Source organism: Kocuria sp. HSID17590 (assembly GCF_003989485.1).
In the GTDB taxonomy this organism is placed as follows: domain Bacteria; phylum Actinomycetota; class Actinomycetes; order Actinomycetales; family Micrococcaceae; genus Kocuria; species Kocuria salsicia.
The window spans coordinates 1-25,918 of record NZ_RBMB01000008.1; the positions used below are offsets into that span (position 1 = coordinate 1).

Annotated in this window: 25 protein-coding genes; 11 read left to right on the top strand and 14 right to left on the bottom strand. The window is 71.1% G+C overall.

Annotated features, from left to right (window positions below; genetic code table 11):
• Window positions 1-395: 395 nt before the first annotated feature.
• Both D8M39_RS04015 and D8M39_RS04020 read right to left on the bottom strand, forming a co-directional pair.
• Window positions 396-1,046 carry an HAD family phosphatase gene (locus D8M39_RS04015; protein WP_055085211.1) on the bottom strand — a complete coding sequence of 217 codons (651 nt, stop codon included), beginning with the start codon at window positions 1,044-1,046 and terminating at the stop codon, window positions 396-398.
• Window positions 1,047-1,216: 170 nt separating this feature from the next.
• A complete protein-coding gene (locus D8M39_RS04020; protein ID WP_055085213.1) occupies window positions 1,217-1,891 on the bottom strand; it encodes an HAD family phosphatase in 675 nt (224 codons plus the stop codon).
• Window positions 1,892-1,972: 81 nt separating this feature from the next.
• On the opposite strand from D8M39_RS04020, the gene D8M39_RS04025 reads away from it, so the two are divergent.
• Genes D8M39_RS04025 through D8M39_RS04035 form a run of 3 tightly spaced genes read left to right on the top strand, consistent with a single transcriptional unit; the run spans window position 1,973 to window position 3,782 of the window.
• Entirely contained in the window at window positions 1,973-2,539 is a 567-nt protein-coding gene (locus D8M39_RS04025; protein ID WP_055085222.1) for a hypothetical protein, read from the top strand.
• Window positions 2,536-3,156, top strand: coding sequence for a GNAT family N-acetyltransferase (locus D8M39_RS04030; protein ID WP_174233433.1), 621 nt, complete (start codon window positions 2,536-2,538; stop codon window positions 3,154-3,156). The genes D8M39_RS04025 and D8M39_RS04030 overlap by 4 nt, the downstream gene beginning before the upstream one ends.
• A complete protein-coding gene (locus tag D8M39_RS04035; RefSeq protein WP_055085215.1) occupies window positions 3,153-3,782 on the top strand; it encodes a DNA-3-methyladenine glycosylase I in 630 nt (209 codons plus the stop codon). Before D8M39_RS04030 ends, D8M39_RS04035 begins: the two co-directional genes overlap by 4 nt.
• A 130-nt stretch (window positions 3,783-3,912) precedes the next feature.
• Here the strand turns inward: D8M39_RS04035 and D8M39_RS04040 are convergent, their stop codons facing one another.
• A complete protein-coding gene (locus tag D8M39_RS04040) occupies window positions 3,913-4,137 on the bottom strand; it encodes a hypothetical protein (protein WP_055085217.1) in 225 nt (74 codons plus the stop codon).
• 178 nt (window positions 4,138-4,315) lie between these two features.
• On the opposite strand from D8M39_RS04040, the gene clpB reads away from it, so the two are divergent.
• Entirely contained in the window at window positions 4,316-6,979 is a 2,664-nt protein-coding gene (gene clpB, locus D8M39_RS04045) for an ATP-dependent chaperone ClpB (protein ID WP_055085219.1), read from the top strand.
• Window positions 6,980-7,082: 103 nt separating this feature from the next.
• On the opposite strand, the gene D8M39_RS04050 is transcribed toward clpB, so the two are convergent.
• Window positions 7,083-8,915, bottom strand: a complete 1,833-nt coding sequence (locus tag D8M39_RS04050; RefSeq protein ID WP_126874472.1) for a BCCT family transporter — start codon at window positions 8,913-8,915, stop codon at window positions 7,083-7,085.
• Window positions 8,916-9,164: 249 nt separating this feature from the next.
• Between D8M39_RS04050 and D8M39_RS04055 the strand changes: the two genes are divergently transcribed.
• Window positions 9,165-9,365 carry a DUF3073 domain-containing protein gene (locus D8M39_RS04055; RefSeq protein ID WP_055082003.1) on the top strand — a complete coding sequence of 67 codons (201 nt, stop codon included), beginning with the start codon at window positions 9,165-9,167 and terminating at the stop codon, window positions 9,363-9,365.
• 217 nt (window positions 9,366-9,582) lie between these two features.
• Here the strand turns inward: D8M39_RS04055 and purM are convergent, their stop codons facing one another.
• The 5 genes from purM to D8M39_RS04080 form a co-directional block, all read right to left on the bottom strand.
• Window positions 9,583-10,743, bottom strand: a complete 1,161-nt coding sequence (gene purM, locus D8M39_RS04060) for a phosphoribosylformylglycinamidine cyclo-ligase (RefSeq protein WP_094395117.1) — start codon at window positions 10,741-10,743, stop codon at window positions 9,583-9,585.
• Window positions 10,740-12,287, bottom strand: a complete 1,548-nt coding sequence (gene purF, locus D8M39_RS04065) for an amidophosphoribosyltransferase (protein ID WP_126874473.1) — start codon at window positions 12,285-12,287, stop codon at window positions 10,740-10,742. Before purF ends, purM begins: the two co-directional genes overlap by 4 nt.
• A gap of 12 nt (window positions 12,288-12,299) precedes the next feature.
• Window positions 12,300-12,641 (bottom strand): hypothetical protein, encoded by a 342-nt coding sequence (locus D8M39_RS04070; protein WP_055082010.1) that lies wholly within the window; start codon window positions 12,639-12,641, stop codon window positions 12,300-12,302.
• A gap of 224 nt (window positions 12,642-12,865) precedes the next feature.
• Window positions 12,866-13,225: a sterol carrier family protein gene (locus D8M39_RS04075; protein ID WP_055082333.1), complete on the bottom strand. Its 360-nt coding sequence runs from the start codon at window positions 13,223-13,225 to the stop codon at window positions 12,866-12,868.
• Window positions 13,226-13,236: 11 nt separating this feature from the next.
• Window positions 13,237-14,238: an asparaginase gene (locus D8M39_RS04080; RefSeq protein WP_126874474.1), complete on the bottom strand. Its 1,002-nt coding sequence runs from the start codon at window positions 14,236-14,238 to the stop codon at window positions 13,237-13,239.
• 71 nt (window positions 14,239-14,309) lie between these two features.
• Here D8M39_RS04080 and purD point away from each other — a divergent pair, with 71 nt between their 5' ends.
• Window positions 14,310-15,674, top strand: coding sequence for a phosphoribosylamine--glycine ligase (gene purD, locus D8M39_RS04085; protein ID WP_126874475.1), 1,365 nt, complete (start codon window positions 14,310-14,312; stop codon window positions 15,672-15,674).
• On the top strand, window positions 15,671-16,642 hold the full coding sequence (locus D8M39_RS04090; RefSeq protein ID WP_055082280.1) for a phosphoribosylaminoimidazolesuccinocarboxamide synthase: 972 nt from the start codon (window positions 15,671-15,673) through the stop codon (window positions 16,640-16,642). Before purD ends, D8M39_RS04090 begins: the two co-directional genes overlap by 4 nt.
• Before the next feature lie 52 nt (window positions 16,643-16,694).
• On the opposite strand, the gene D8M39_RS04095 is transcribed toward D8M39_RS04090, so the two are convergent.
• The 3 genes from D8M39_RS04095 to D8M39_RS04105 are packed head-to-tail and all read right to left on the bottom strand — an operon-like array spanning window position 16,695 to window position 18,507.
• A complete protein-coding gene (locus D8M39_RS04095; protein ID WP_238693949.1) occupies window positions 16,695-17,096 on the bottom strand; it encodes an MGMT family protein in 402 nt (133 codons plus the stop codon).
• Entirely contained in the window at window positions 17,093-18,247 is a 1,155-nt protein-coding gene (locus D8M39_RS04100; protein ID WP_126874477.1) for a sensor histidine kinase, read from the bottom strand. Before D8M39_RS04100 ends, D8M39_RS04095 begins: the two co-directional genes overlap by 4 nt.
• Before the next feature lie 50 nt (window positions 18,248-18,297).
• A complete protein-coding gene (locus tag D8M39_RS04105; protein WP_055082287.1) occupies window positions 18,298-18,507 on the bottom strand; it encodes a hypothetical protein in 210 nt (69 codons plus the stop codon).
• A gap of 22 nt (window positions 18,508-18,529) precedes the next feature.
• Between D8M39_RS04105 and D8M39_RS04110 the strand changes: the two genes are divergently transcribed.
• Complete coding sequence (locus D8M39_RS04110) at window positions 18,530-19,273, top strand: response regulator transcription factor (RefSeq protein ID WP_055082289.1); 744 nt, start codon at window positions 18,530-18,532, stop codon at window positions 19,271-19,273.
• Between the two features lie 325 nt (window positions 19,274-19,598).
• Here the strand turns inward: D8M39_RS04110 and D8M39_RS04115 are convergent, their stop codons facing one another.
• A complete protein-coding gene (locus D8M39_RS04115) occupies window positions 19,599-20,327 on the bottom strand; it encodes a FadR/GntR family transcriptional regulator (protein ID WP_094395103.1) in 729 nt (242 codons plus the stop codon).
• Between the two features lie 84 nt (window positions 20,328-20,411).
• A complete protein-coding gene (locus tag D8M39_RS04120) occupies window positions 20,412-22,082 on the bottom strand; it encodes an L-lactate permease (RefSeq protein WP_094395101.1) in 1,671 nt (556 codons plus the stop codon).
• A 323-nt stretch (window positions 22,083-22,405) separates the two neighbouring features.
• On the opposite strand from D8M39_RS04120, the gene D8M39_RS04125 reads away from it, so the two are divergent.
• The 3 genes from D8M39_RS04125 to D8M39_RS04135 are packed head-to-tail and all read left to right on the top strand — an operon-like array spanning window position 22,406 to window position 25,856.
• On the top strand, window positions 22,406-23,239 hold the full coding sequence (locus D8M39_RS04125) for a (Fe-S)-binding protein (protein WP_055082335.1): 834 nt from the start codon (window positions 22,406-22,408) through the stop codon (window positions 23,237-23,239).
• Window positions 23,236-25,215: a lactate utilization protein B gene (locus D8M39_RS04130; protein WP_055082295.1), complete on the top strand. Its 1,980-nt coding sequence runs from the start codon at window positions 23,236-23,238 to the stop codon at window positions 25,213-25,215. Before D8M39_RS04125 ends, D8M39_RS04130 begins: the two co-directional genes overlap by 4 nt.
• Window positions 25,212-25,856 (top strand): LUD domain-containing protein, encoded by a 645-nt coding sequence (locus D8M39_RS04135; RefSeq protein WP_055082296.1) that lies wholly within the window; start codon window positions 25,212-25,214, stop codon window positions 25,854-25,856. The genes D8M39_RS04130 and D8M39_RS04135 overlap by 4 nt, the downstream gene beginning before the upstream one ends.
• Window positions 25,857-25,918: the final 62 nt, after the last annotated feature.

Genomic DNA, 25,918 nt, shown 5'->3' on the forward strand with positions numbered 1-25,918 from the left:
CGGCGACGCCGCCGGGTCCGGTTCGGCGCGCACGTCCTCCTCGCGGGGCGCCCGCGGTGGTTCGTCCCAGCGCGGCGGCGCCGGCCAGGTGCCGGACCGCGCCACGGCGGCGGCGCAGCGGCGTCGTCAGAACAACCGCTCGGGTCAGCCCTCGCGCTGAGTCAGCTTCCGGGAAGTGCCCCGCCCGCGTGACCGCGCGGCGGGGACCAGCCCCTGAACCACCGAACCCCTGGTCCGCATCGCGCGGGCCGGGGGTTCGTCGTACCGGGGGCGGCTCCAGGGGTGTCGAACCGCTCAGGTGCTGCGTCCGTACGGCCGAGCCACCATGATCTCGGCAGTCGGCAGTCGGCAGTCGGCAGGTCGGGTGCGTCGGCAGTCGGTGCCCGCCCGGGGGCTCAGGCCGGCGGGGTGAGGGAGCGCAGGAAGTCGAGCGTGACGTCCTCGTGGGCGTCGACGAACACGCGGTGCGGTCCCTCGGGCACGGGCTTGTCTCCCGGGACCACCACCACGGTCATGCCCGCGGCCACGGCACTCTCCACGCCGGGCTCGGAGTCCTCCATGGCCACGCAGTCGCGCGGCGGGACGCCGAGCAGCCGGGCTCCCGCGAGGTACGGTTCCGGGTCCGGCTTGGCGCGGGACACGTCGTCGTGCGAGACGATCCGGGTGAGGACGTCCGGGGCGCCCGCGGAGGTGGTCCGGGCGACGGAGCCGAGCGCGTTGGTCACGATCGCCGCGGGGGTCCCCGCCTCCTTCAGCTCGCGCAGCAGGGAGGGGATGCCCGGCAGGAACGGGACCTCGTGGTCCATGCTGCCGATCACGTGCTCCGCCAGCTGCCGGGTGATCTCTTCCACGGAGTCGGTGGCGCCGCGCTCGACCATGAGCCGGGCGGCGTCCTGCACCGTGCCGCCCAGGGTCGCGTGGTCGTCCTCGGTGTCCCAGCTCTGCTGGTGGGTGCCGGCCACGTGGCGCTTGGCGGCGGCCCACTGCGGCTCGGTGTCGACGAGCGTGCCGTCGTGGTCGAAGAGGACGGCTCGGGGGTAGGACATGGTCACCTTTCGGCAGGGAACGACGGGGATGATCGGGAGCGGGCGGGCGCCGGCGGGACCCGTGAGGGCACGGCGCCGGGGAGTTGGGACCCGGGGAGTCCAGTTCCGGGGAGGTCCGGAGCCGGGGGCGGGCTCGACCCGTCTCCGCCTCTGTCGGCTCAGGGCGCTGCTCAGCCCCGGGGCGCGAGCGAGCGCAGGAAGTCCAGGGTGAGGCTCGCGTGCTCGGGCACGTGAACGATCCGCGGGCCCGGTTCCACGGTCTGCTCACCGGGGACCACCACGGTCACCATGCCCGCGGCCACGCCGGCGGCGGCTCCGGAGGGGGAGTCCTCCACGACCACGCAGTCCTCGGGCGCGACGTCGAGGCGGCGTGCGGCCTCGAGGTAGGCGTCCGGATCCGGCTTGGGGGTCACACCCTGCGCCACCTCCTCGTCGCCGATGACCACCCGGAACAGGTTGTCCGGGGCGCGGCCGGCAGCGTAGCGCGCCACCTCCGAGGTGGCGTTGGTGACGATCGCGGCGGGGATTCCGGCCCGGTCCAGCTCGTGGAGCAGGGGCTCGATCCCCGGGATGAACGTGGGCGGGTCCTCGGCCAGGACCTCCCGGAGGATCCCGTGGAACTCGCGCTGGATTTCCTCCTGGCTGCCGGGGACGCCCAGTTCCCCGAGCCTGCGGATGGTGTGCGACAGCGGCATCCCCAGGGTGTCCCGGGTGTCCTGATCGGACCACTGCCCGCCGTGCGCGGCCGTGATCCGCTGCTTTCCCCGTTCCCACAGCGGCTCGGTGTCCACGAGGGTGCCGTCGTGGTCGAAGAGGACGGCCCGGGGGAACTGTGAGGTGCTCATGGACCCAGGCTACGTCCCCGCTCCGACACGGCCCGGGACCCACCACCGGCCACCTGCCGGGGGACACCTATCATGGGGGCCATGAGCTCCCCGGCCCCGATCCTCCCCGCGAGACCCGGTTCGGCTCTCGCCCGCAGCTTCCCCGTGGTCATGGTGGTCGTGGCCGCCGCGCTGGCCCTGTGGGTCGGCTTCGGACGGGGCCTGGCCGGGCTGCTGGGCACGCTCACCCCCGTCTACGCCCTGGCGATCGCCCTGCCCGTGCTGGCGCTGCACGTGGTGGCCGCCGCACTCTTCCGCCGGGACAGTCTGGACCACCCCTCCCGCTCCGTGACCCGCCGGACCATGGCCACCGCCGCGGCCGCGTGGGTCGTCACCGCGTGCTTCGGGTTCTTCCTCCCGGACTCCACCCCCGAGGGGATGCGTTCCCTGTTCACCCACGTGGCGGGGGCCGAGTTCCTGGAGCTCGGCTACGGCTTCGTCAACATCTTCGGGGTGCTGACCGTGGCGCTCGCCGTGGCCCTCGTGCTGCTGGCCGTCACGGAGCAGCGCGTCACGGCCCGTCGTCTGCGCGGGGACCCGCTGACGGAGGACGAGCGCCTGGACCGGCTGGAGCGGGAGCAGCAGGAATGGTCGGGCCCGCGGTCATGACGGTGCCCCTGCGCTCCGCGCGGCTTCTGCTGCGCGCCTACGACGCCGACGACGCCGCGTTCGTCCGCGACCTCTACTCGCGCGAGGCGGTGCAGCGCTTCCTCGGCGACGGCACCGCGCGCACCACCACGCTCAAGGCGGCGAGGGAGAAGATCGCGGGGTGGCAGGCCGCCTGGGGCGCGGATCAGGTGCTCGGCGTGTGGGCGGTGTGCGAGCCGGACGGGTCCCCGCTCGGCACCGTGCTGCTCAAATCCATCCCGGACTCAGGCGCGGACACCGCGCACGACGTCGAGGTCGGGTGGCACCTGCACCCGGACGCGTGGGGCCGCGGCTTGGCCACCGAGGCGGCGCGCACCGTGCTCGACCACGCGTTCGCCGCGGGTCTCGACCGGGTCGTCGCGGTGACCCATCCCGACAACACGGCCTCGCAGGCGGTCTGCCGACGGCTGGGGATGACGCACCGGGGCCGCACCCGCGCCTACTACGACACCGAGTGCGAGCTCTTCGAACTGATGGCCCCGGACAGTTTCACGGCATCGAGCAGCGGTGCCGTCCGGGACGACGCCGTGGGCGGCCGAGCCGCGGGCGCGGCGCCGCGGGGGGATGGGGAATCATGACTGGCGGGACCCGGACCGGCGCGGGCGCCACGGAGAACCCTGACCTGGTGGTGGGCGAGGACGGTCTGGCGCGCCCCCTCTGGGCCGCTGGCGACCCCCTGCTGCGCGAGTACTACGACCACGAGTGGGGCATGCCCGTGCGGGACGAGGCGGGGCTGTACGAGCGGATCGTGCTCGAGGGCTTCCAGTCCGGGCTCTCGTGGCGCACGGTGCTCGCCAAGCGGCCGGCGTTCCGCGAGGTCTTCCACGACTTCGACCCGGACGCCGTGGCCGCCATGGGCGAGGCCGACGTGCAGCGGCTCATGGGTGACGCGCGGATCATCCGCAACGAGCGCAAGATCCGCGCCGCGGTGACCAACGCGCGGGCCACGGTGGCGCTGCGCGAGCAGGAGGGTCTCGTGGACCTCGTGTGGTCCTTCCGCCCGGACGAGACGCCCGAGCCGGTGCGCTTCGCGGAGGTTCCCACCGTCTCCGAGCGCAGCACCGCGCTGTCGAAGGAGCTGAAGCGGCGCGGGTTCGCGTTCGTGGGGCCCACCACCATGTACGCGCTCATGGAGGCGATCGGCATGGTGGACACGCACCTGGTGGGCAGCCACCGGCGCGGCAGCTCGGGGCTGTGGACGTGAGACGGGCCGGGCCTGCGGGACGGGACCGGGCGACGTCGCCCCCCGAGGCCGCCTGCTGACGGCGCCTACTGGCGACGAAGGGCGATGACGAGGGTCAACGACGCCGCCGGGCCGGGGTGCCCGGCCGGGATCAGCTCCCGCGGCGGCGCAGGTAACTCTGGCCGTGGGCGTCCTTCACCATCTCGTACTCGGACTGCAGGTTGTTATACCACTGCTGGGTCTGCTCGCTCATCTGCTCGTTGCCGCGCAGGTCCGCGGGGCTGCGGTCGGCGGGTCCCACGAACTTCATGACGAAGTCGTCGAAGCGCTTGAAGAGGCTGTGGCGCGGGCGGTCGGGGTCGAGGCGGCGGGACATGGGAGATCCTTTTCACGGGACGGACGGGGTGGTCTCACCCCGACGATTAGGGCACTAATCATAGCCTGCCCACCCCCGAATTCCCCCAGAATTCCGGCGCCGAGGGCTTCACAAAGCAGGTTGAGTGGACTAGGCTCAAGATAATTGACAATCCGTTAACCAAGCAGAAGGAGATGCTGTGGACACCAAGTTCACCACCAAGTCTCAGGAGGCCCTGAGTTCTGCGGCGTCGAACGCCGCGACCGCGGGCAACCCCAACATCGAGCCCGCCCACACCCTCAAGGCCCTCATGGACCAGCGGGACGGTGTGGCGGTCGCGGTCCTGAAGGCCACCGGCGCCAACGCCGACGCCGTGTCCCTCAAGGCCAGCACCATCATCCACGAGCTGCCGAGCGCGTCCGGCAGCTCCACGGCCCAGCCCCAGCTGAGCCGCGCCGCGCTGCAGGCGCTGCAGGCCGCCGAGACCTATGCGCGCGAGCTGCAGGACGAGTACGTCTCCACGGAGCACATCCTTTACGGCCTGGCCGCGGGCCACGACAAGACCGCGGAGGCTCTGAAGGCCGCCGGTGTCACCACCGAGGCGCTCGCCGAGGCCATTCCGCAGGTCCGCGGTGACCGCCGCGTCACCAGCCCGGACCCGGAGGGGACCTTTCAGTCCCTGGAGAAGTTCGGCACGGACCTCACCGCCATTGCGCGTGAGGGCAAGCTCGACCCGGTGATCGGCCGCGACTCGGAGATCCGCCGCGTGGTCCAGGTGCTCTCCCGGCGCACCAAGAACAATCCCGTGCTGATCGGCGAGCCCGGCGTGGGCAAGACCGCCGTGGTGGAAGGCCTCGCGCAGCGCATGGTCGCAGGGGACGTCCCCGAGTCCCTGCGCGGGAAGACGCTGATCTCCCTGGACCTCGGGTCCATGGTGGCCGGCGCGAAGTACCGCGGCGAGTTCGAGGAGCGACTGAAGGCCGTCCTGGACGAGATCAAGAAGTCCGAGGGTCAGATCGTCACGTTCATCGACGAGATCCACACCGTGGTGGGCGCGGGTGCGTCCGAGGGCTCCATGGACGCGGGCAACATGCTCAAGCCCATGCTGGCCCGCGGCGAGCTGCGCCTGATCGGCGCCACCACGCTGGACGAGTACCGTGAGAACATCGAGAAGGACGCCGCCCTGGAGCGTCGCTTCCAACAGGTCTACGTGGGAGAGCCCTCGGTGGAGGACACCGTGGCCATCCTGCGCGGGCTCAAGGAGCGCTACGAGGCGCACCACAAGGTGCAGATCGCGGACTCCGCTCTCGTGGCCGCGGCCCAGCTGTCCCACCGGTACATCCCCAGCCGTCAGTTGCCGGACAAGGCCATCGACCTGATCGATGAGGCCGCGTCCCGGTTGCGCATGGAGATCGACTCCGCCCCGGAGGAGATCGACGAGCTGCGCCGCTCGGTGGACCGTCTGACCATGGAGGAGCTCGCCCTGGACGGCGAGACCGATCCCGCCTCGGTGGAGCGCCTGGCCGCGCTGCGTCGTGACAAGGCGGACAAGCAGGCGGAGCTGGACGCGCTCAACGCCCGGTGGGAGTCCGAGAAGGCTGGCCTGAACCAGGTCGGCGAGCTCAAGGCGCGGATCGACGAACTGCGCTCGCAGGCCGAGCGCGCCCAGCGCAACGGGGACCTCGGCGAGGCCTCCCGGTTGCTGTACGGCGAGATCCCCGCCGCGCAGAAGCAGCTCGACGCCGCCCAGGCACAGGAGGACGCCAGCGGCGTCCCCGAGGACACCATGGTCTCGGAGGAGGTCACTGCGGACGACATCGCCGAAGTCATCTCCGCCTGGACGGGCATCCCCGCCGGCAAGATGCTGCAGGGCGAGTCCGAGAAGCTGCTGCACATGGAGGAGGTCCTGGGCAAGCGGCTGATCGGCCAGCGCAAGGCCGTGACCGCCGTGGCGGACGCGGTGCGCCGCTCCCGCGCGGGGATCTCGGACCCGGACCGGCCCATCGGCTCGTTCATGTTCCTCGGCCCCACAGGCGTGGGCAAGACCGAGCTGGCCAAGTCCCTCGCGGACTTCCAGTTCGACGACGAGCGCGCCCTGATCCGCATCGACATGTCCGAGTACTCGGAGAAGCACTCCGTCTCCCGCCTGGTCGGTGCCCCTCCGGGGTATGTGGGCTACGACGAGGGCGGGCAGCTGACCGAGGCCGTGCGCCGTCGCCCGTACTCCGTCGTGCTGCTGGACGAGGTGGAGAAGGCCCACCCGGAGGTCTTCGACATCCTGCTGCAGGTGCTTGACGACGGCCGGCTCACCGACGGGCAGGGCCGCACCGTGGACTTCCGCAACGTGATCCTGATCCTCACGTCCAACATGGGCAGCCAGTTCCTGGTGGACCCCACGATGGACGAGCAGGCCAAGAAAGACGCCGTGATGGGCGTGGTGAACGCGTCCTTCAAGCCGGAGTTCCTGAACCGGCTGGACGACATCATCATATTCGAGCCGCTGAGCGCCGAGGACCTCGCGAAGATCGTGGACATCCAGGTTGCCCAGCTGGCCCGCCGCCTCGCGCAGCGCCGCCTGACCCTGGTGGTCACGCCCGCGGCGAGCGAGTGGCTCGGCATGACCGGCTACGACCCCGCCTACGGCGCCCGTCCGCTGCGCCGACTGGTGCAGCGCGAGATCGGCGACCGCCTGGCGAAGGGGCTGCTGTCCGGAGCCATCCTGGACGGTGACACCGTGGTGGTGGACGTGAACCCGGACGTCGCCGAGGACGGGCTCACGGTCACGGCCGAGCGCAGCGAGTCCGACGCCTCCCGTGACAGGGATGACGACGACGTCGTGGACGCGGAGGTCGTGGAGGACTGACCCCGCGCGCCGCTGGCCACGCGCCAGCACAGCGCGAAGCGCCGGGACAGAGGTGATCCGTCCCGGCGCTTCGTCGTGCGCACCCGCCGCTCGCCGTCGTGGCTCAGCGTCGCGCGGGAGGCTCCGGATCCACGTAGCTGTCCCGCGCGTAGTCGTAGTCGACGGGGCGCCCGTCCTCGTCCGTGCGCTGGTACCAGGAGCTCATGCGCTCGCCGGTGGAGTCGACGTCGGCTCCGGCGGCAGAGGGCCCCTCCTGGTGACGGACCTCCAGAGCGAAGTCGTCACCGTGGTCTCCCATGCCCTGGCGCACGGCGTTGTCCAGGGCGGTGCGGGCGTAGCGGTAGCGCAGGCTCAAGGGGTCCGTGGAGAGGTCCCGCAGGAAGGCGGGGATGAGGGCCAGCAGGATGATCGCGAAGGGCAGGGCCGCAACGGTCACGAGATCCTGAAGCCCCTGCAGGGCGTCGGAGCCTCCGACCGCGAGCATCACGGCGGCGACCCCGGCCAGGGCCACTCCCCAGAAGATCACGATCTTGCGGTCCGGCTCCGGCTTGCCCTGCTGAGACATTGAGGCCATCACGAGCGTCGCGGAGTCCGCGGAGGTGATGAAGAAGACGGCGAGCAGCACCATGATGGCGATCGGCGTGACCTGGGAGAACGGCAGGGCGTCCAGGACCCGGAACAGCATGTCCTCGGGGGACGCGGCGCCGGCAACGTCCGTGCCGGAGCGCTGCAACCAGATGGCGGTGCCGCCGAAGATCGAGAACGCGAGCACACAGATCACCGTGGGGGCCAGCAGCACCACGCTCACGTACTGGCGCAGGGTGCGACCGCGCGAGATGCGGGCCACGAAGACCCCCACGAAAGGCGCCCAGGACACCCACCACGCCCAGTAGAACAGGGTCCACGAGCGCATGAAGTCCTCGGCCTCGGGGCCCCACGAGGCGGAGAGGGCGAGCATCTGGAACATCTCCGCGAAGTAGGTGCCCACCACGGAGGGGATGAAGTTGAGCAGGAACACGGTGGGCCCGGCCACGAAGAGGAAGAACGCCACCACGGCCGCGAGCACCATGTTGAAGTTGGACAGCAGGCGGATGCCCTTGGCCACCCCGGAGACTGCGGAGACCAGGAACACGCAGGTCAGCACGGCGATGATCGCGATCAGCACACCGTTGCCCACCCGGCCCATCCCCGTGACGATCTGCAGCCCGCTGCCGATCTGCAGCGTGCCGAGCCCCAGGGAGGCGGAGGTGGCGAAGAGGATGCCCACGATCGCGAACATGTCGATGAGCCGCCCGCCCACGGTGAGGTGGGCCCGCTGGCCGAAGATGGCCGACATCAGCAGCGGCCGTCCGCGCCGGTAGGCGGCATAACCCACCGCGGCGCCCACGAGCGCGTAGATGGCCCACGCCTGCAGGCCCCAGTGGAAGATGGTCTGGGCCATGGCGGAGTGCATTGCGTGGAAGCTCTCGGCCTCGGCGCGCCCCGGGGGAGGGGTCATGTAGTAGGTCACCGGTTCGTACACACCGAAGAAGATGAGGCCCACGCCCATGCCCGCGGCGAAGAGCATCGCGATCCACGAGCCCATGGAGTATGCGGGCTCCTCGCCGTCCTTGCCGAGCGGGATGCGTCCGTAGCGGGAGAAGCCCACGTAGAGCAGGAACAGCAGCACGATGGCCGCCAGCAGGGTGAAGATCCACCCGCCGTACGTCACCACCGTGTTCAGGGCGGCCGTCGAGACCGTGGTCAGGGACTCCGTGGACACCGCGCCCCAGATCACGAACCCCACGATGAGTGCACCGGCGACACCGAACATGATCTTGTCGGTGCGGTAGCGCACCCGCTGCTCCTCCACGGACACGCCGGGCACCAGGCCCGGGTGGGTGTCGTGGGGGTACTGGCCGGTGGGCCGGGGGCTGTCGTCAGGGGACGAGCTCATGGGGAACCTGCGTTCTGGTGCGGGGAAACGCGGGCGACGCCGCCCGGGCCGTCCCACTGTACCGGCCCCTTGCGGAGGCGGTGGGGAGCCGGGGATCGGCCCGGGGTGAACGGGGCCACGGGCGGTGCGCGAGACGCGGTCAAAACATGTACCCTGGACTCACGAAAAACTGACAAGACACTCCGGGGCCGTACTGTGTGCTCAACACGGCACCGCCCACCGGACACGAGACGCAGAGGGGGTCACGCCATGGGGCGCGGCCGTCAAAAGGCGAAGGCGACACGACAGGCGCGGGAGATCAAGTACTTCAGCCCGCAGACCGACTACTCGGCCCTGCAGCGCGAGCTGCGCGGCACGAAACCGTCCTCCCGAGCCGCTGACCACGAGGAAAGCTCCGACGAGGAGGACGACTACTCGTCCTACGCAGAGAAGTACTCCGACTACGACTGACCCGGCCCCGGTGCGTCCCCTCGCACCGCTGCGCGAGCCGGAGGCCGTGGTCGCTCCGGGGGACAGCGGCACGACACCTCTGCACCAGGCACCGCGGACCTGGTGACCACCGCAGACGTGATGTCACACGAAGAACCGCCCACACAGACGTGTGGGCGGTTCTTCGTGTGCGCGGGGCCCCCGCAGCCCTGGGCCTCGGGGAGCCGCGCGTGCAGCGTCAGTTCGCGTAGGAACCCGTCAGGAGCACGCCGCCACCGGCCACACCCTTGGCGCCCTGCACCCAGTCGCTGCCGTGGCGGGCCGCGTCCGGGTCCACGGGGCCGATGCGTCCCATGATCCAGGCGGGCAGGCCGCGCGCCTCGAGGTGGGCCACGGCGGCGTCGGCGACCTCGGGGTCGACGATCGCGACCATGCCCACGCCCAGGTTCAGGGTGCGCTCCAGGTCGGCCAGCGGCACGCGGCCGAGCTCGGAGACCAGGCGGAACACCGGGGGCAGGGACCACGTGGCGCGGTCCACCGTGGCCTGCAGGTTCTCGGGCAGCACGCGGGCGAGGTTCGCCGCGAGTCCGCCGCCGGTCACGTGGGAGAAGCCGCGCACGCCGTGGCCCGTGGCGCCGTCGGCCCCGTTGACCGGGAAGGCGCGCGCGAGGTCCAGCACGTCCGCGGCGTACACGCGCGTGGGCTCGAGCAGCTCCTCGCCCAGGCTGCGACCCAGCTCGTCCACCTGGCGGTCCAGCTGCCAGCCGGCCATCTCGACCACGCGGCGCACCAGGGAGTAGCCGTTGGAGTGCAGGCCCGAGGACGCCATCGCGATGACCACGTCGCCGTCGCGCACCCGCTGCGGGCCGAGCAGCTCGTCCGCCTCGACCACGCCGGTGGCAGCGCCGGCGACGTCGTACTCGTCCACGCCCAGCAGACCGGGGTGCTCGGCGGTCTCCCCGCCCACCAGGGCGGTGCCGGCGGCCTCGCAGGCCGACGCGATGCCGCGCACGATGTCCGCCACGCGCTCGGGGACCACCTTGCCGGTGGCGATGTAGTCGGTCATGAACAGGGGCTTGGCGCCCACCACCACGATGTCGTCCACGACCATGCCCACGAGGTCCCACCCGATGGTGTCGTGCACGTCCAGTGCCTGGGCCACGGCCACCTTGGTGCCCACGCCGTCCGTGGACGTGGCCAGGTAGGGCTTGCGGTAGGTCGTGAGCTCGGAGACGTCGAAGAGGCCGGCGAAGCCTCCCACGCCGCCCACCACGCCGGAGGTGTGGGTCGCCTTGACCGCGGCCTTCATGAGCTCGACGGCGCGGTCCCCGGCTTCCACGTCCACGCCCGCGCTCGCGTAGGTGACGGACCGGGAGTCCTGGGGCTGCTCGGGGCTCATGCGGTGGTCTCCTCGTGGTCGGGTGCGGTGCTCGTGCTCGGAACGGGTGCCACGAGGTCCTCGGAGGGCTCGGCGTGGGCACCGGGTGCTTCCAGCACGGCCTTGCCGAGCCGGTCCGCCTTGGGCAGCGCGGTGGGGTACTCGCCGGAGAAGCAGGCCGTGCACAGGTTCACGCGCGACTGCTTGGTGGCCTCGATCATGCCGTCCTCGGAGATGTAGCCGAGGGTGTCCGCGCCGAGCGAGGCGCGCACGCCCTCCACCGAGATGCCGTTGGCGATCAGCTCGGCGGGGGACGCGAAGTCGATGCCGTAGAAGCACGGCCACTTGATGGGCGGGGAGGAGATCCGCACGTGGATCTCTGCGGCCCCGGCCTCGCGCAGCATCCGCACGAGCGCGCGCTGGGTGTTGCCGCGCACGATCGAGTCGTCCACGACCACCAGGCGCTTGCCCGCCACGATGGAGCGCAGCGGGTTGAGCTTGAGCCGGATGCCGAGCTGGCGGATGGTGTCCGAGGGCTCGATGAACGTGCGGCCCACGTAGGAGTTCTTCACGAGACCGTGCCCGAAGGGGATGCCGGCGGCCTCGGCGTAGCCGATCGCGGCGGGCGTGCCGGACTCGGGCGTGGGCATCACGAGGTCCGCGTCCACGGCGTGCTCGCGGGCCAGCTGACGGCCCATCTCCACGCGGGACTCGTAGACGGAGCGCCCGTTGATGGTGGTGTCCGGGCGGGCCAGGTACACGTACTCGAACACGCAGCCCGCGGGGGTGGCCTCCGCGAAACGGCGCGAGCGCAGCCCGTTCTCGTCGATCGCTATGAACTCCCCGGGCTCCACCTCGCGCACGAGGGAGGCGCCCACGATGTCCAGGGCGGCGGTCTCGGAGGCGACCACCCAGCCGCGCTCCAGGCGGCCCAGCACGAGGGGCCGGACCCCCAGCGGGTCACGCGCGGCGTAGAGCGTGGTCTCGTCCATGAACGTGAGGCAGAACGAGCCCACGAGCTGCGGCAGCAGCTTCATGGCCGCTTCCTCGAGGGAGTTCAGGGGGTGCTCGGCGAGCAGTGCGGTGATCAGCGCGGTGTCCGTGGTGTTGCCCCGGGCCATCTCGCCGCGGGACGGGAAGCCGGACTTGTCCAGCAGCAGGTCGTAGAGCTCCGCGGAGTTCGTGAGGTTGCCGTTGTGGGCCAGCGCGAGCGTGCCGTGCGGGGTCGCGCCGAGCGTCGGTTGCGCGTTCGCCCAGTGGGACGCTCCGGTCGTGGAGTAGCGCGCGTGGCCCACGGCCAGGTAGCCCTTGAGCGTGTTGAGCGTGGTCTCGTCGAAGACCTGGGACACGAGCCCCATGTCCTTGTAGACCGAGATCCGCTCGCCGTCCGAGGTGGCGATGCCCGCGGACTCCTGCCCGCGGTGCTGCAGCGCGTACAGCCCGTAATAGGTCAGTTTGGCGACGTCCTCGCCCGGGGCCCACACGCCGAACACGCCGCACGCGTCCTGGGGGCCTTTCTCGCCGGGGAGAAGGTCATGGGAGAGTTTTCCGTCAGCACGAACCACGGCACAAGTGTCTCACGACCCGGAGTGCTCGCCACCCCCGTGGACGTCCTGGACCTCGGCGGCCCCGGTGCGGGCTCGTTTCACGGAGATCCGGTCCAGCACCAGGCCCACGATTGCGCCCACGGCACCGCCGATGATCAGGAACGTCATGAGGAAGAACCCGATGATCGCCGCGCGGGTGTACGCGATCGACCCGGGGCCGAGCGCCCCGATCAGCAGCCCCGCGATCGCCCCGATCGCCGCCCCGGCGGCCAGGAACGCGGTCACGTTGGGCGCACGGCGCACCGTGACCTCCTGGGTGGTGGTTCCGGTGCGGGGCGCGTTCTCGGGGGACTCGTGATGGACGGACGTCATGGTCTCCACGGTATCGCGCGGGCGGGGGCGGTGCGTCCGGGCGGACACCGGGGGGTCTTGCGATCTGCTGGGAGTTTCCGGCGCGTCGGCCGGACGCTGCCGAGTCCGTGGTCAGTGCCCGGTCCCCGCCGTCTCCGCAGCCGACCGGTTGCCCGCGGCGGCCCCCTTCGCGGTCCACCCGGCGGATTCGCCCGCGCCCACTCGGCGGTCCGCGCCCGGCGGCCTCAGTGGAACAGCGGCAGCCACTCGCTGAGATCGGTGCGGGTTCCCGACGCCGCCACGCTCCCGGCGGCGACGGCGCTGGCCCAGGTCTCGCCGCCGGTGGCGAGCCGCAGCCACGTGACGGCGTCCGTCTCCACCACGTTGGGCGGGGTGCCCCGGGTGTGCCGGGGCCCGGCCACGCACTGGGTCACGCCGAACGGGGGCACGCGCACCTCCACGGAGTTGCCCTCCGCGCGGGTGCCGAGCTCCTCCAGGCAGTAGCGGACGGCGGTGGCCACGGTGCGGCGGTCGGCGGTCTCCGGGTCCTCCCGCCAGCGTGCGAGGGCCAGGGTGCCGTCCGCGGGGTCGATCCTGCGTCGCATCACGGCGGGCCTCAGACCAGCAGGTCCTGCAGGGCCGGCGCGAGCTCGACGGCACCCACGGGCTTCCCCGCCCCCGTGATCGGCTGCGTGACGAGGTCAAGGACGCGGGCGGCGTCGGCCTCGGAGATCGCCCCGGTGTGGGCGAGCAGGGTGAGACCCACGAGGGAGTTGGCGCGCGAGGAGCCGTCGAGCATCTTGATGGCCACGGACCACCCGGAGCGGGTGCCGAGGCCGAGCACGCCCTCCGCGCCGAGCTTGGTGATGACGTCCAGCTCCTCCATGATCACCGTGTTGGGGCGCCCCGGTCCCTGCACGTACTCCGGGTAGTCGAGCATCGAGGTGGCCACGGTCGCGGCGCGGGCGTCTGCCTGGATGTTGCGGGCCGCCCGGCCGAGCGTGGAGTACATGCGTGCGAGTCCCTTGAGGCTGATGGCCGGCAGCGGTGCGCCGCAGCCGTCCACCCCCACGTGGGCGGGGGCCTCGCCGGCGAACTCCTCGACCGTCTCCAGCACGAGCCGCTGCAGCGGGTGCTCGGGGTCCAGGTAGGTGTCCGTCGGCCAGCCGTTGGTCACGCAGGCGAGCAGGAACGCGGCGTGCTTGCCGGAGCAGTTCATGCACATGCGGTTCTGGCCGCGCTCCGTGCGGACCAGCCACGCGCGGGTGTCCTCGTCCTGGGGCCAGTCCGGCGGGCACTGCAGGGCCTCGGGGCCGAGCCCGGCGGCCTTGAGGATCGAGCTGACGGCATCGAGGTGGTCGAAGGTCCCGGTGTGGGACGCCGCGGCGATGGCCACCTGCTCGCCGCGCAGCGCGGCCCCCGCCTTCATGGCGGCGACCGCCTGGAACGGCTTGAGCGTGGAGCGCGGGAAGATCAGCTCCTCGGGTGCGCCCACGGAGAGGGCCACAGAGCCGTCCGGGGCGAGCACCACGGCCGAACCGCGGTGGCGGGACTCCACGAAGCCGCTGCGCTGCACCACGGCGAGATCCACGGCCTGATCCGAGCTGAAAGTCTGCATAGGCCCAGTATGTCAGCGTCGTTGGGTGCAATCGTTGCCCGCCCGGGCCCGGTGGCCGATACGCTGAGCCGGTGAAGGTTTTGGTGGTGGGCCCCGGCGGCCGCGAGCACGCGATGATCACGTCCCTCCTGCGGGACCCGCACGTCAGCGAGGTCCACGCGGCCCCCGGCAACGCCGGGATCGCGCAGGACGTTCCGGTGCACCCGCTCAACGCACAGGATCCGGAGGCAGTGGTGGCCCTGGCCCGCGAGCTCTCGGCGGACCTCGTGGTCGTGGGCCCAGAGGCGCCACTCGTGGCGGGGGTTGCGGATGCGCTCGACGCCGCTGGGATCCCCGTCTTCGGCCCGTCCCGCGAGGCAGCCCGGATCGAGGGCTCCAAGTCGTTCGCCAAGGAGATCATGGCCGCGGCGGGTGTTCCCACGGCGCGCGCCGTCGCCACGTCGGACATGATGCAGGTGCGCGAGGCGCTCGAGCTCTTCGGCGCCCCCCACGTGGTCAAGGACGACGGCCTGGCGGCGGGCAAGGGAGTGGTGGTCACCCAGGATCGCGACCGCGCGGAGGCACACGCCCGGGAGTGCCTCGACGCCGGCGGCTCCGTGGTTGTCGAGGAGTTCCTGGACGGCCCCGAGGTCTCGCTGTTCGTGCTCAGCGACGGCGAGCACGTGGTGCCTCTGCAGCCCGCGCAGGACTTCAAGCGCGTGCGCGACGGGGACGAGGGCCCGAACACCGGCGGCATGGGTGCCTACACCCCGCTGGACTGGCTGCCCGAGGACTTCACCCGGGAGGTCGTGGAGCGCGTGGCCCGGCCCGTGGTGAACGAGCTGCGCCGCAGGGGCACCCCGTTCACGGGCGTGCTCTACTGCGGTCTGGCGCTCACGCCCCGGGGCGTGCAGGTGATCGAGTTCAACGCGCGCTTCGGGGACCCGGAGACGCAGTCCGTGCTGGCCATGCTGGAGACCCCGCTCGGGGAGCTGCTGCTCGACGCCGCCCGCGGCCGGCTGAACGAGGAGCGTCCGCTGCAGTGGCGTCCCGGGGCCTCCGTGACGATCGTGCTCGCGGCCCACAACTACCCGGGGGCGCCGCGCAGGGGGGACGTGATCTCCGGTCTGGAGGAGGTCAACGAGGTTCCCGAGACCCGGGTGATCCACGCGGGCACTGAGCGCAACGACGCCGGGGAGCTGGTTTCGGCGGGCGGGCGCGTGCTCGCCGTCGTGTCGCTGGGCGCGGATCTGCGGGAGGCCCGCGAGCGTGGCTATCGTGGGGTCCAGCGCATCACGCTGAACGGATCCCACCACCGCACGGACATCGCGCTGGCCGCGGCTGAGGGGCGGATCGAGGTCCCGACACCGGGTGCCGCGCAGCACACTGCAACCCGGGGCACGGCCACCTCCATGGACGGGCGCCCCGCGGCGAGCACAGCAGAGGAGCAGGCATGAGCGAGCACGGCACACCCCCGGAGATCCCGGGCTGGAAGCACATCTACTCCGGGAAGGTGCGCGAGCTCTACGTTCCGGACGAGTCCCGGCTCAGCGCCACGGGCGTGGCCATCCACAACGACGCCGAGTACCGCGCGGGTGCCGTGCTGGTGGTGGCGAGCGACCGGATCTCCGCGTTCGACCAGGTCCTGCCCACCGAGATCCCGGGCAAGGGCACCATCCTCACCCAGCTGTCCCTGTGGTGGTTCCAGCAGCTGGACGGGATCCCCAACCACATCCTCACCACGGACGTGCACGAGTCCGTGCGCGGGCGGGCCGTGGTGTGCAAGAACCTCTCGATGTTCCCCGTGGAGAACATCGTGCGCGGCTATCTCACGGGCTCGGGCCTGAAGGACTACCGCGCCACGGGTGCGGTGTGCGGCATCGAGCTGCCGGACGGACTGCGGGACGGGGACCGCCTGGAGCAGCCCATCTTCACCCCCACGGGCAAGGCCGAGCTGGGGGAGCACGACGAGCCCATCACCTACCGGGAGATGGCGGACGTGGTGGGCAACTCCGTGGCGGACCGGCTGCGCGAGCTGTCCCTGAAGATCTACACGCGAGCCGAGCGGATCGCCCGGGAGCGCGGGATCATCGTGGCGGACACCAAGGTGGAGTTCGGGCTGGACTCCTACCGCGGGGCCATCACGCTGGGGGACGAGGTCCTGACCCCGGACTCCTCGCGGTTCTGGGACCTGGAGACCTACAAACCCGGCCAGCCCCAGCCGTCCTTCGACAAGCAGTACGTGCGGGACTGGCTGCGCTCCGACGAGTCCGGCTGGGACGGGCAGGGGCCTGTCCCCGAGCTTCCCGAGGACGTGGTGGCGAAGACGCGTGAGCGCTACGTGGAGGCCTACGAGAGGCTCACCGGCCGTGCGTTCGACCCCCGCGGACCGTTCATCGAGGTGGCCGGGCCGCCGGAGTACTGAGCCCGCGCCAGCCGGCGGACTACTGTCCCGGGGAACGCCACCCTGCGGAAGATCACCCCGCGCGAGGCTGCCCTGGGGCAGGACCGCCCTCCGGGAGCACATCCGGCGGGAAGTCGTCAGGCGGAGCGTCCCAACGGGCTCGGCGCACGTCCACCCGGACCCAGTGCGCCCTCGTGTCCCGCAGGGGCGTGCCCTCGCGCTCGTAGTGTTCCCGCGCGGTGATCTGCAGGTAGTTCGGCAGGGTGCCGTCCGCGCGCACCACCCGCCACCAGGCGGCGCCCCGGCCAAGCTTCCCCGAGGCCATGATGCGCGCCGCGAGCCGCGGGGTCCCGAGCCGGGCGAGCTCGGCCACGTCTCCGTAGCTGAGCACCCTGCCCGGCGGGATACTGGCGACGACGCCGCGCACCGCCTCGACCGCGTCCTCACCGCCGCGCGCCTCCGGGTCCCGGCTCACGCGAACGGGATCCGCACGTCCAGGCACCACGCGGCGTCGTGCGCCCCGTACTCCACGCTGCCGTCGAGCAGGGCCACACGCTCGCGGATTCCCGGCAGCCCAAAGCCGGAGGTCAGCTCCGCGCCGGGGGCCTCGGCTTCGCCCGCGGGCCGGGCACCGCGGCGGACCGGGTTCCGCGCGTGGACGTGCACGCAGGAACCGCTCGTGGACACCTGCATCTCGCAGTGAGAACCGGCGGGGGCGTACTTGATCATGTTGGTCGTGGCCTCCTGCATCACCCGGGCCGCGGTGCCACGGACGGTTGTGGGGAGGCGTGCCGCGCCGTCGTCGAGCGTGAACTCCGGGTGGAGCCCCGAGTGCTCGAGGTTCGAGGCGAGCGTGCGGGCGATGTCGCCCAGCGATCCCGTGGTCAACCCCGAGGCGCCACCGGCCTGGGGGCGTGCGGGGCCGGCGGGACCGGGGGAGTCGCGCAGCACCTGCAGCAGGATGCGCAGCTCCTGCAGGCCCGAGCGTGCGGCGGTGTCCATTGCGTCGATCGTGCGGTGCAGTGCGGCCGGGTCCTGTTCGCGCTGGGAGCCGGCGGCCTGCATGGTGACGAGCGTGAGCTCGTGGGCCACGACGTCGTGCAGGTCCCGGGCCAGGGCCAGCCGCTCCTGCTCCCGCAGCTGCTGGTGCGTGACCTCGAGCACCGCGAGCCGCCGGGCATTGAGACGGTACTGGGTGAGGAAGAAGCGCAGGGCCACACCGAACAGCGCGCACACGCCGAGGGGCAGGCCGAGCGCCCACACGAAGCGGGTGTCGTGGGAGACAGCGGAGACCACGACGATCCACGCCGCGGAAGTCGCGACGAAGAGGGCGACGGTGCGGCGAGGCAGCATGGCAACGACGCCGACCATGACCACGCACGCCCCGAGCAGCATTGCGGCGTATTCATCGGGCACCACCGATGCCGCGTAGCCCACGACGATGACGACGGTGCTCGCCTTGGGCGACCAGGCGAGGAGGGCCACCGCGCCGTAGCTGAGGACGGAGGTCCCGGCCGTCAGAATCGCCGTGAGGGGTGTCAGCGTCTGCCAATCGACGGAACGCAGGTCGTCGAGCAGTGCGAGTGCCGCGAAGAGCAGGACGACGATTCGCAACCAGTTCGGCATGGAGCGAGTGAGCGCCGTCGGCTGGTCGTCGCGGGATGTGGGTGCCGGGATCAGTGGCCGCCCTTGCAGAGCAGCGGCAGGTACCCGCAGATCACGGAGGAAGGCCCGGTGCGCACGGAGGCACCGGTATCGGCGGCGGCGGGCGCCATGGCGCCGAAGGACAGGCCGCACACGAGGGCGGCGGTGACGGCGGTGCGCACCATGCGGGTGCGGCGGGTGCGGGTGGCGGAGGCGTGCGGGAGTGTCGAGATCTGTTTCATGGTGCCAGCTTATGATCGCCTCATGGATTTGTGCAGACTCCTCCTCGTCGACGACCACCCGCTCATGAGGGATGCACTGGCCAACCTGTTCCGCGCCGAGCCGGGCTTCGAAGTGGTCGGCGAAGCGGGGGAGGGCGCCGAGGCCGTCGAGAAGTGCCTCGCGCTGCAGCCGGACGTGGTCCTGATGGACATCCGCATGCCGGGGATGGACGGGATCGAGGCCACGGAGCAGATCGTGCGGCAGTGCCCGAGCACCAAGGTGCTCGCCCTCACCACGTTCTCGACCCTGGAGTACGTGGTGCCCGCGCTGCGTGCCGGGGCCTCCGGCTACCTGGTGAAGGATGCGCGGCACAACGAGATTGTCTCGGCCGCGAGCCTGGTGCGGGAGGACGAGCTTGCGCTGTCTCCGTCCGTGGCGAGCTCGCTGGCGAACAACGTGCTGGGGGACGTGCCTGTGCCGTCCGTGCGGCGCAGGAGCCGGCGGGAGGCGGTCGCGCACGCCTCGGGGCTGTGGGCCACCGGCCCGCTTCCCGGTGCGCCGCAGCTCGCGCCGCGGGAGCTAGAGACCCTGGAGTCGATAGCGCGGGGGCTGAACAACGCCGAGATCGCCGAGCGGATGTCCGTCTCGCACGGCAGCGTGAAGGCCTACGTCTCCCGACTGTGCGAGAAGCTGGCCGTGCGGGACCGGGTCCAGGTGCTGATCGCGGGGATCGAGTGGGGCCTCGTGAAGCCCGCTCTCGACGACGACGACGCGGGCCGCCCCTGATTCCCAGGTTCTGCCCAGTTTCAAGGCCCAGGTCTGGCCGGATGGCCATAGCCCTTCGAACGCCGCGTGCGGCACAGTGGATGGTGGACGCCCTGACCCGGTGTCCACCGCTCCCGGGGGATGGGCGACTGTACGGCGCACCGAGCTCCCGGGGAGTGGACCGCTGGATTCGCGGCGGGGGCCCTTGTACCCCACCCCCGGACGAGTTCCGCGAGGCCTGGATCACCTCGCGCGCAGCTCCGAGGGCTCCCGCCGCGTCAGCAGCCCGAGCGTGGGCGGATCTGGCCCCGGTGCCCTCCGACCAGGGGGTGCCGGGGCAACCCGCTCACTCGGAGCCGGTGCTCCCGGCCTCGTCCGGGACGAGCGCGTAGAACCACAGGATGTGCTCGCGCAGCAGCCGCGCCGCCAGTTCACCCTCCCGATCGAGCGTGGCCCGCAGGATCTCCCGGTGCTGGTGCTGCAGTCCCGCACGCACCCCGGGCCAGTCGGAGGTGGCCGCCACGGTCTCCTGCACGTAGCCGATGGTCGCCTCGCGCAGCGACGCCATGATCGTCTCCAGCACCACGTTGCCGCCCAGGGACGCCAGCTGGAAGTGGAACTGCGCGTCCAGGCAGTGGAACTCGGCGTCGGCCACGTCCGGGCGGTCCATGCGGTCCAGCAGCGCCGTCGCCTGCTCCAGGACGGCGGTGCGCTCCGGCACGTCCGAGCGTGCGGCGTCGAGACTCGACTGCGTCTCCAGCAGCACGCGGGTGCTCACCACGTCCCCCACCGGCAGGGACCGGGTGGCGATGTGCATGCGCAGCGCCCAGCCCAGTGCTGCGGAGGGGTCCGAGATGACCGTGGCCCCGGACTGCGGTCCGGAGCCCGTGGCGGAGCGCACCAGCCCCATGGCCGCCAGGATCCGCACCGCTTCACGCACCGAGGCGCGCGAGATCCCGAAGTCCTCGGCGAGCGTGCGCTCGGCGGGCAGCTTGTCGCCCACCCGCAGCTCGCCCGAGCGCAGCTGCGTCTCGAGCCAGTCCAGCACCACGGTGTAGGCGGGGGCGGTGCTCATGGTTCCTCCCAGGGGATTGCACGCGATGGCCCGCCACCGCGAGCAGCGGTGACGGGCCGGGACGCCTCACTGTACCGATGCGGCTCAGGCCGCCGGCAGCATCCAGGAGAGGACGTTGGACTGCAGGAACACCAGGCAGCACAGCACCAGGAGCATGCCGAGGGACCACGGCACGACCGAGCGGAAGATGCTGGACTCCTTGCCCTGCATGCCCACGGCGGTGGATGCGATGGCCAGCGACTGCGGGGAGATCATCTTGCCCACCACGCCGCCGGACGTGTTGGCCGCCGTCATCAGGTGGGGATCCAGCCCGGAGCCCAGCGCCGCCGTCTTCTGCAGGTTGGCGAACAGCGCGTTGGCGGAGGTGTCCGAGCCGGTGACCGCGGTGCCCACCCAGCCCAGGACGGGTGAGAAGAAGGCGAAGGCCGCGCCGAGACCCGCCACGAACGTGCCGATGGCGATGGTCTGGCCCGAGAAGTTCATCACGTAGGCCAGGGCGAGCACGGCCATGATGGTCAGCGCGGAGAAGCGCATCTTCCAGAAGCAGCGCCCGATCTCCGCGATGGCGTTGCCCACGGAGAGGCGGAACATGCCGTTGTGGTTGAACAGGCAGTACACGATGGTGACCAGCAGCCCCGTGATCAGCAACAGGGTTCCGGGGCTGGAGAGCCACTGGAAGTTGTAGACGGTCCCCGTGATGGCCTCACCCTTGGCGTTGAGCAGGTGGCCGTGCAGACCGGGCCAGGGGATCTTCACATCCGTGGTGGCCAGGGCCTTGGGGACGTTGACGCCGGTGGTCCACAGCTTGGCGATGCCGAAGATCACGACCACCAGGACGTAGGGGAGCACGGCCATCCAGATGCGGCCCGGGGTGAGCACCGCGGCGCTCTCGGGCTTCTCCACGCCCAGGTCCGCGCGCACAGCCTCGGCACCCTTGGGGCGCCAGAACCGCATGAGGACCACGGCCGCGGCGAGGCCTACAAGGGACGCCACGACGTCCGTGAGCTCGTAGGAGAAGTGCGTGGCGCACCACCACTGCGCGATCGCGAAGCTACCGCCCACCACGAGCGCGGCGGGCCAGGCCTGCTTGAGGCCGCGGGCGCCGTCGACGATGAGCAGCAGGAAGAAGGGGACCACGAACGCGAACAGAGGTGCCTGGTGGCCCACGACGGCACCGATGTGCGCGGGGTCCAGATCCGTGAGCGCGCCCGCGGTGGTGATGGGGATGGCGATGGCGCCGAAGGCCACCGGGGCGGTGTTGGCGATCAGCACCAGGGTGGCGGCCTTGAGGGGCTTCAGGCCCAAGGCCAGGATCATGGTCGCGGTGATGGCCACGGGCGCGCCGAAGCCGGCCAGTGCCTCCAGCAGGCCGCCGAAGCAGAACGCGATCAGCATGGCCTGGATCCTCAGGTCACCGCCGCCGATGGTGTCGAAGATGGTGCGGAGGTCCTCGAAGCGCCCCGAGAGCACGGTCACCTGGTAGAACCACAGGGCCATGACCACGATCCACACGATCGGGAAGAGGCCGTAGACGGCACCCTGCGTGGCGGTGAGCAGGGCGAGCTGGGTGGGCATGCCGAAGCCCAGGATCGCCACGGCCAGGGCGACCACCAGGGAGGTCAGCCCGGCCACGTACGCGCTGGCGCGGAAGGCCAGCAGCATCACGAAGAAGGTCAGCAGGGGGAGGCAGCCCACCAGGGCGGAGAGGCCGATGCTGCCTCCCACGGCATCGGTCACGGCGGTGAAGGTGGTCACAGGATCTCCAAGGGGTGAGGGGTGGATCGGAACCGCAGTTCTCGGGGTGGGGCGGTTCTGGCCGGAGCGGTGTGCACCGTGTCCGGAACCGGTCGTAGGATAAGTGGTCAGGCCACAGTGGTCCGACCACACAGTGTACATGATCCAGGTCACACGATTAAGGCGTGGCGCCCGGTGATTCGTGAGATGACGAGCGCGTCCGGCGGATGTCCGCGGCCGCGTGCGCGCATTGTTGTGATCCGGTTCACGGGCGTAGCCTGGCCTGGACGCAGAGATGGACCGAGGCCGACGATGACCAGAGCAGACGGTTGGGAGACCACAACATGAGAATCGCGCTCTTCGCCACGTGCATTGTGGATGCCATGTATCCGAAGGTGGCACTGGCCACCGTGCGGATCCTGGAGCGGCTGGGACACGAGGTGGTGTTTCCCCAGGGGCAGGGCTGCTGCTCCCAGATGCACATCAACAGCGGGTACTTCGAGGACGCCGTTCCCGTGATCCGCAACCATGTCCGGGCCTTCACCAGCACGGACTACGACGTCGCCGTGGCGCCCTCCGGCTCGTGCGTCGCCTCCCTGGGCCACCAGCAGCCGCTGGTCGCGCGGCAGTGCGGGGACGCCGCGCTCGCCGAGGACGCGGCCATGGTTGCGGAGAACACCTACGAGCTCTCGGAGCTGCTCGTGGACGTGCTCGGCGTGACCGACTCGGCCGCCCAGCTGGGCTCCTGGTTCCCCCACCCCGTCACCTACCACCCGTCCTGCCACGGCATGCGCCTGCTCGGGCTCGGGGACCGCCAGAAGGACCTCGTGCGCTCCGTGGAGGAGATCGAGTTCCACGAGTTGCCGGACGCCGAGGAGTGCTGCGGTTTCGGCGGCACCTTCTCCTTCAAGAACCCGGACGTCTCCGGCGCCATGGCGGATGCCAAGCTGCGCAACATCGTGGACTCCGGTGCCTCCCTGTGCACCGGCGGGGACGCCTCCTGTCTCATGCACCTGGGCGGAGCCGCCTCCAAGCGGAAGCTGGACGTGCAGACGGTCCACTTCGCGGAGATCCTCGCGTCCACCCGCGCCAACCCGTTGATCGTGGACGGGCCCGTGGAACTGTCCATCCCCCAGCCCGGCCGCCGGTCGGCAGCCCCGGTAGGAGCCACCCGATGAGTATCACGTCCCTGGGCATGCCCGCCGTGCGCCCCGTCCACGGCCAGGGCAACCTTCACGCTCAGGTGGCCTTCCCACAGGCCGCCAAGAAAGAGCTGCAGAACGAGCAGATGCGCGCCAACATCCGGCACGCCACCCACTCCATCCGCGCCAAGCGCGCGAGCGTGGTGGGCGAGGTCCCCGACTGGCAGGCGCTACGCGACACAGGGTCCGCGACCAAGGAAATGGTCATGGCGCACCTTCCCGAGCTGCTCGAGGAGTTCGAGCGCAACTTCACCGCGCAGGGCGGCGTCGTCCACTGGGCGCGGGATGCGGACGAGGCCAACGCCATCGTGACGAGCCTGATCCAGGAGCAGGAGGTCACGGACGTCATCAAGGTCAAGTCCATGGCCACCCAGGAGATCGGGCTGGACGAGCACCTGCAGGAGCACGGCATCTCCGCCACGGAGACGGACCTCGCCGAGCTGATCGTGCAGCTGGGCAAGGACAAGCCCTCTCACATCCTGGTCCCCGCCATCCACAAGAACCGCGAGGAGATCCGCGAGATCTTCCGCAACGAGATGACCGAGACCACGGACGAGCTCACGAGCGAGCCGCGCGTGCTGGCCGAGGCGGCCCGAAAGCACCTGCGCGAGAAGTTCCTGACCTCCAAGGTCGCGATCTCCGGAGCGAACTTCGGCATCGCGGACACGGGAACGCTGTCCGTGGTGGAGTCCGAGGGCAACGGCCGCATGTGCCTCACCCTGCCCGAGACGCTGATCACGGTGATGGGTATCGAGAAGCTGCTGCCCAGCTACGAGGACCTCGAGGTCTTCTTCCAGCTGCTTCCGCGCTCCTCCACCGGTGAGCGCATGAATCCGTACACCTCCCTGTGGACCGGTGTCACACCCGGCGACGGGCCCCAGAACGTGCACGTGGTGCTGCTGGACAACGGCCGCTCGGCGGTGCTCTCGGATCCCGAGGGACGCTCCGCGCTGCACTGCATCCGCTGCTCGGCGTGCCTGAACGTGTGCCCGGTGTACGAGCAGGTCGGCGGCCACGCCTACGGCTCCACCTACCCGGGGCCCATCGGCGCGATCCTCTCCCCGCAGCTCACCGGCATCACCTCCGAGGAGAACGCCTCCCTGCCCTATGCCTCCTCCTTGTGCGGGGCCTGCTACCAGGTGTGTCCCGTGAAGATCAACATCCCCGAGATCCTCGTGCACCTGCGGGACGAGGACGTCCGCACGCAGCACGGGGAGCGCACGGACGTGGCCGCCCCAGCGCCCACCTCGACGGATCCCGCGATCACCGCGGGGGACGAGTGGCGCGAGGAGAAGTCCCTCACCGCGGACGAGGGCAACGGCGGACAGGACGGCGCGCCCGAAGAAGGGACGCTCAAGGACCTCTCCACGAAAGCGCGGCGCGTCGGCCGCCGGATGCGCGATGCCGTTCCCACGCGCGGGCTTCCCACGCAGATGGACGCGATGATGAAGGGTGCGTCCTTCGTGATGTCCTCGGGTCAGCGCATGTCCCTGGCCGAACGCGCCCTGCCTCTGGGCCGCGTGGTAGCGGGACGGGACCACGCGATCGGCTGGCTCCCCGGCATGGTGGGTGGCTGGACCCAGCAGCGTGACGTCCCCGAGCCGCCCAAGGAGTCCTTCCGCAACTGGTGGAAGAAGCACGAGGACGAGACGGCCCAGCGTCTGGATCGGGACGGCGCGACGCTTGACGCCCGGGCGGAGGTGCCCGGGTCGGATCGCTCCGCGCCCGCGGATGGCAGTGCAGCCGGCCAGGGCGTTGCGTCCAGCCGGGGCAGTGCCGCCGGTAAGAGCAGTGCCGCTGGTGGTGGGTCCGCCGGTGGGGAGTCCTCCGGGGTTTCCGGAGCGAGAGCGGACGACGTCGCCGGGGGAGTCTCGGAGGCGAACGCCGACCCCACCGAGCACAACGACCGGAACGCCGGGCGACGCACGGAAGAGAACGGGGAGCAGGCATGAGCACGGACGCCAAGACCGAGATCCTGGAGCGGCTCGCGGGCGCGCTCTCGGACCATCCGCAGGCACCCGAAATCCCTCGGGCCTACCGGCGGCACTCCGAGCTGAGCCGCGAGGAGATCGTGGACATGCTCGAGGACCGGCTCCTGGACTACAAGGCGAACGTGTTCCGAGAGACGGCGGAGACCGTCGCGGAGCGCATTGCCAGCCAGCTCGGGGCGTCCGCGCGGTACGTGATCCCCGAGGGCTTCGACACCGCCCTGCTGCCCGAGGACACCGCCGCACGACGCGTGATCGTGGACCCGAACGACTCCCGGGGGGCCTCCGCGCTGTCCGTGCGAGAGCTCAACCGGGTGGACGCCGTGGTGACTTCCTCGACCGTCTCGTGCGCCCAGACGGGGACCATCTTCCTGTCGGGACGTCCGGACGAGGGGCGCCGGGCCATCACGCTCGTACCCGACCACCACATCTGCATCGTGCCGCTGGAGACCGTGGTGGAGCTGATCCCCGAGGCGATCTCGCGGGTGGAGCCCACCGTGCCGACCACCATGATCTCGGGCCCCTCAGCGACGTCGGACATCGAGCTCGAACGAGTGGAGGGGGTGCACGGTCCCCGCACCCTGGACGTGATCCTGCTGGGCTGAGCCACTGAGTCGGCCCGCGCGGCAAAAGTGCAGCTTTCGACGAATTCCTGCTGGAAGACGTC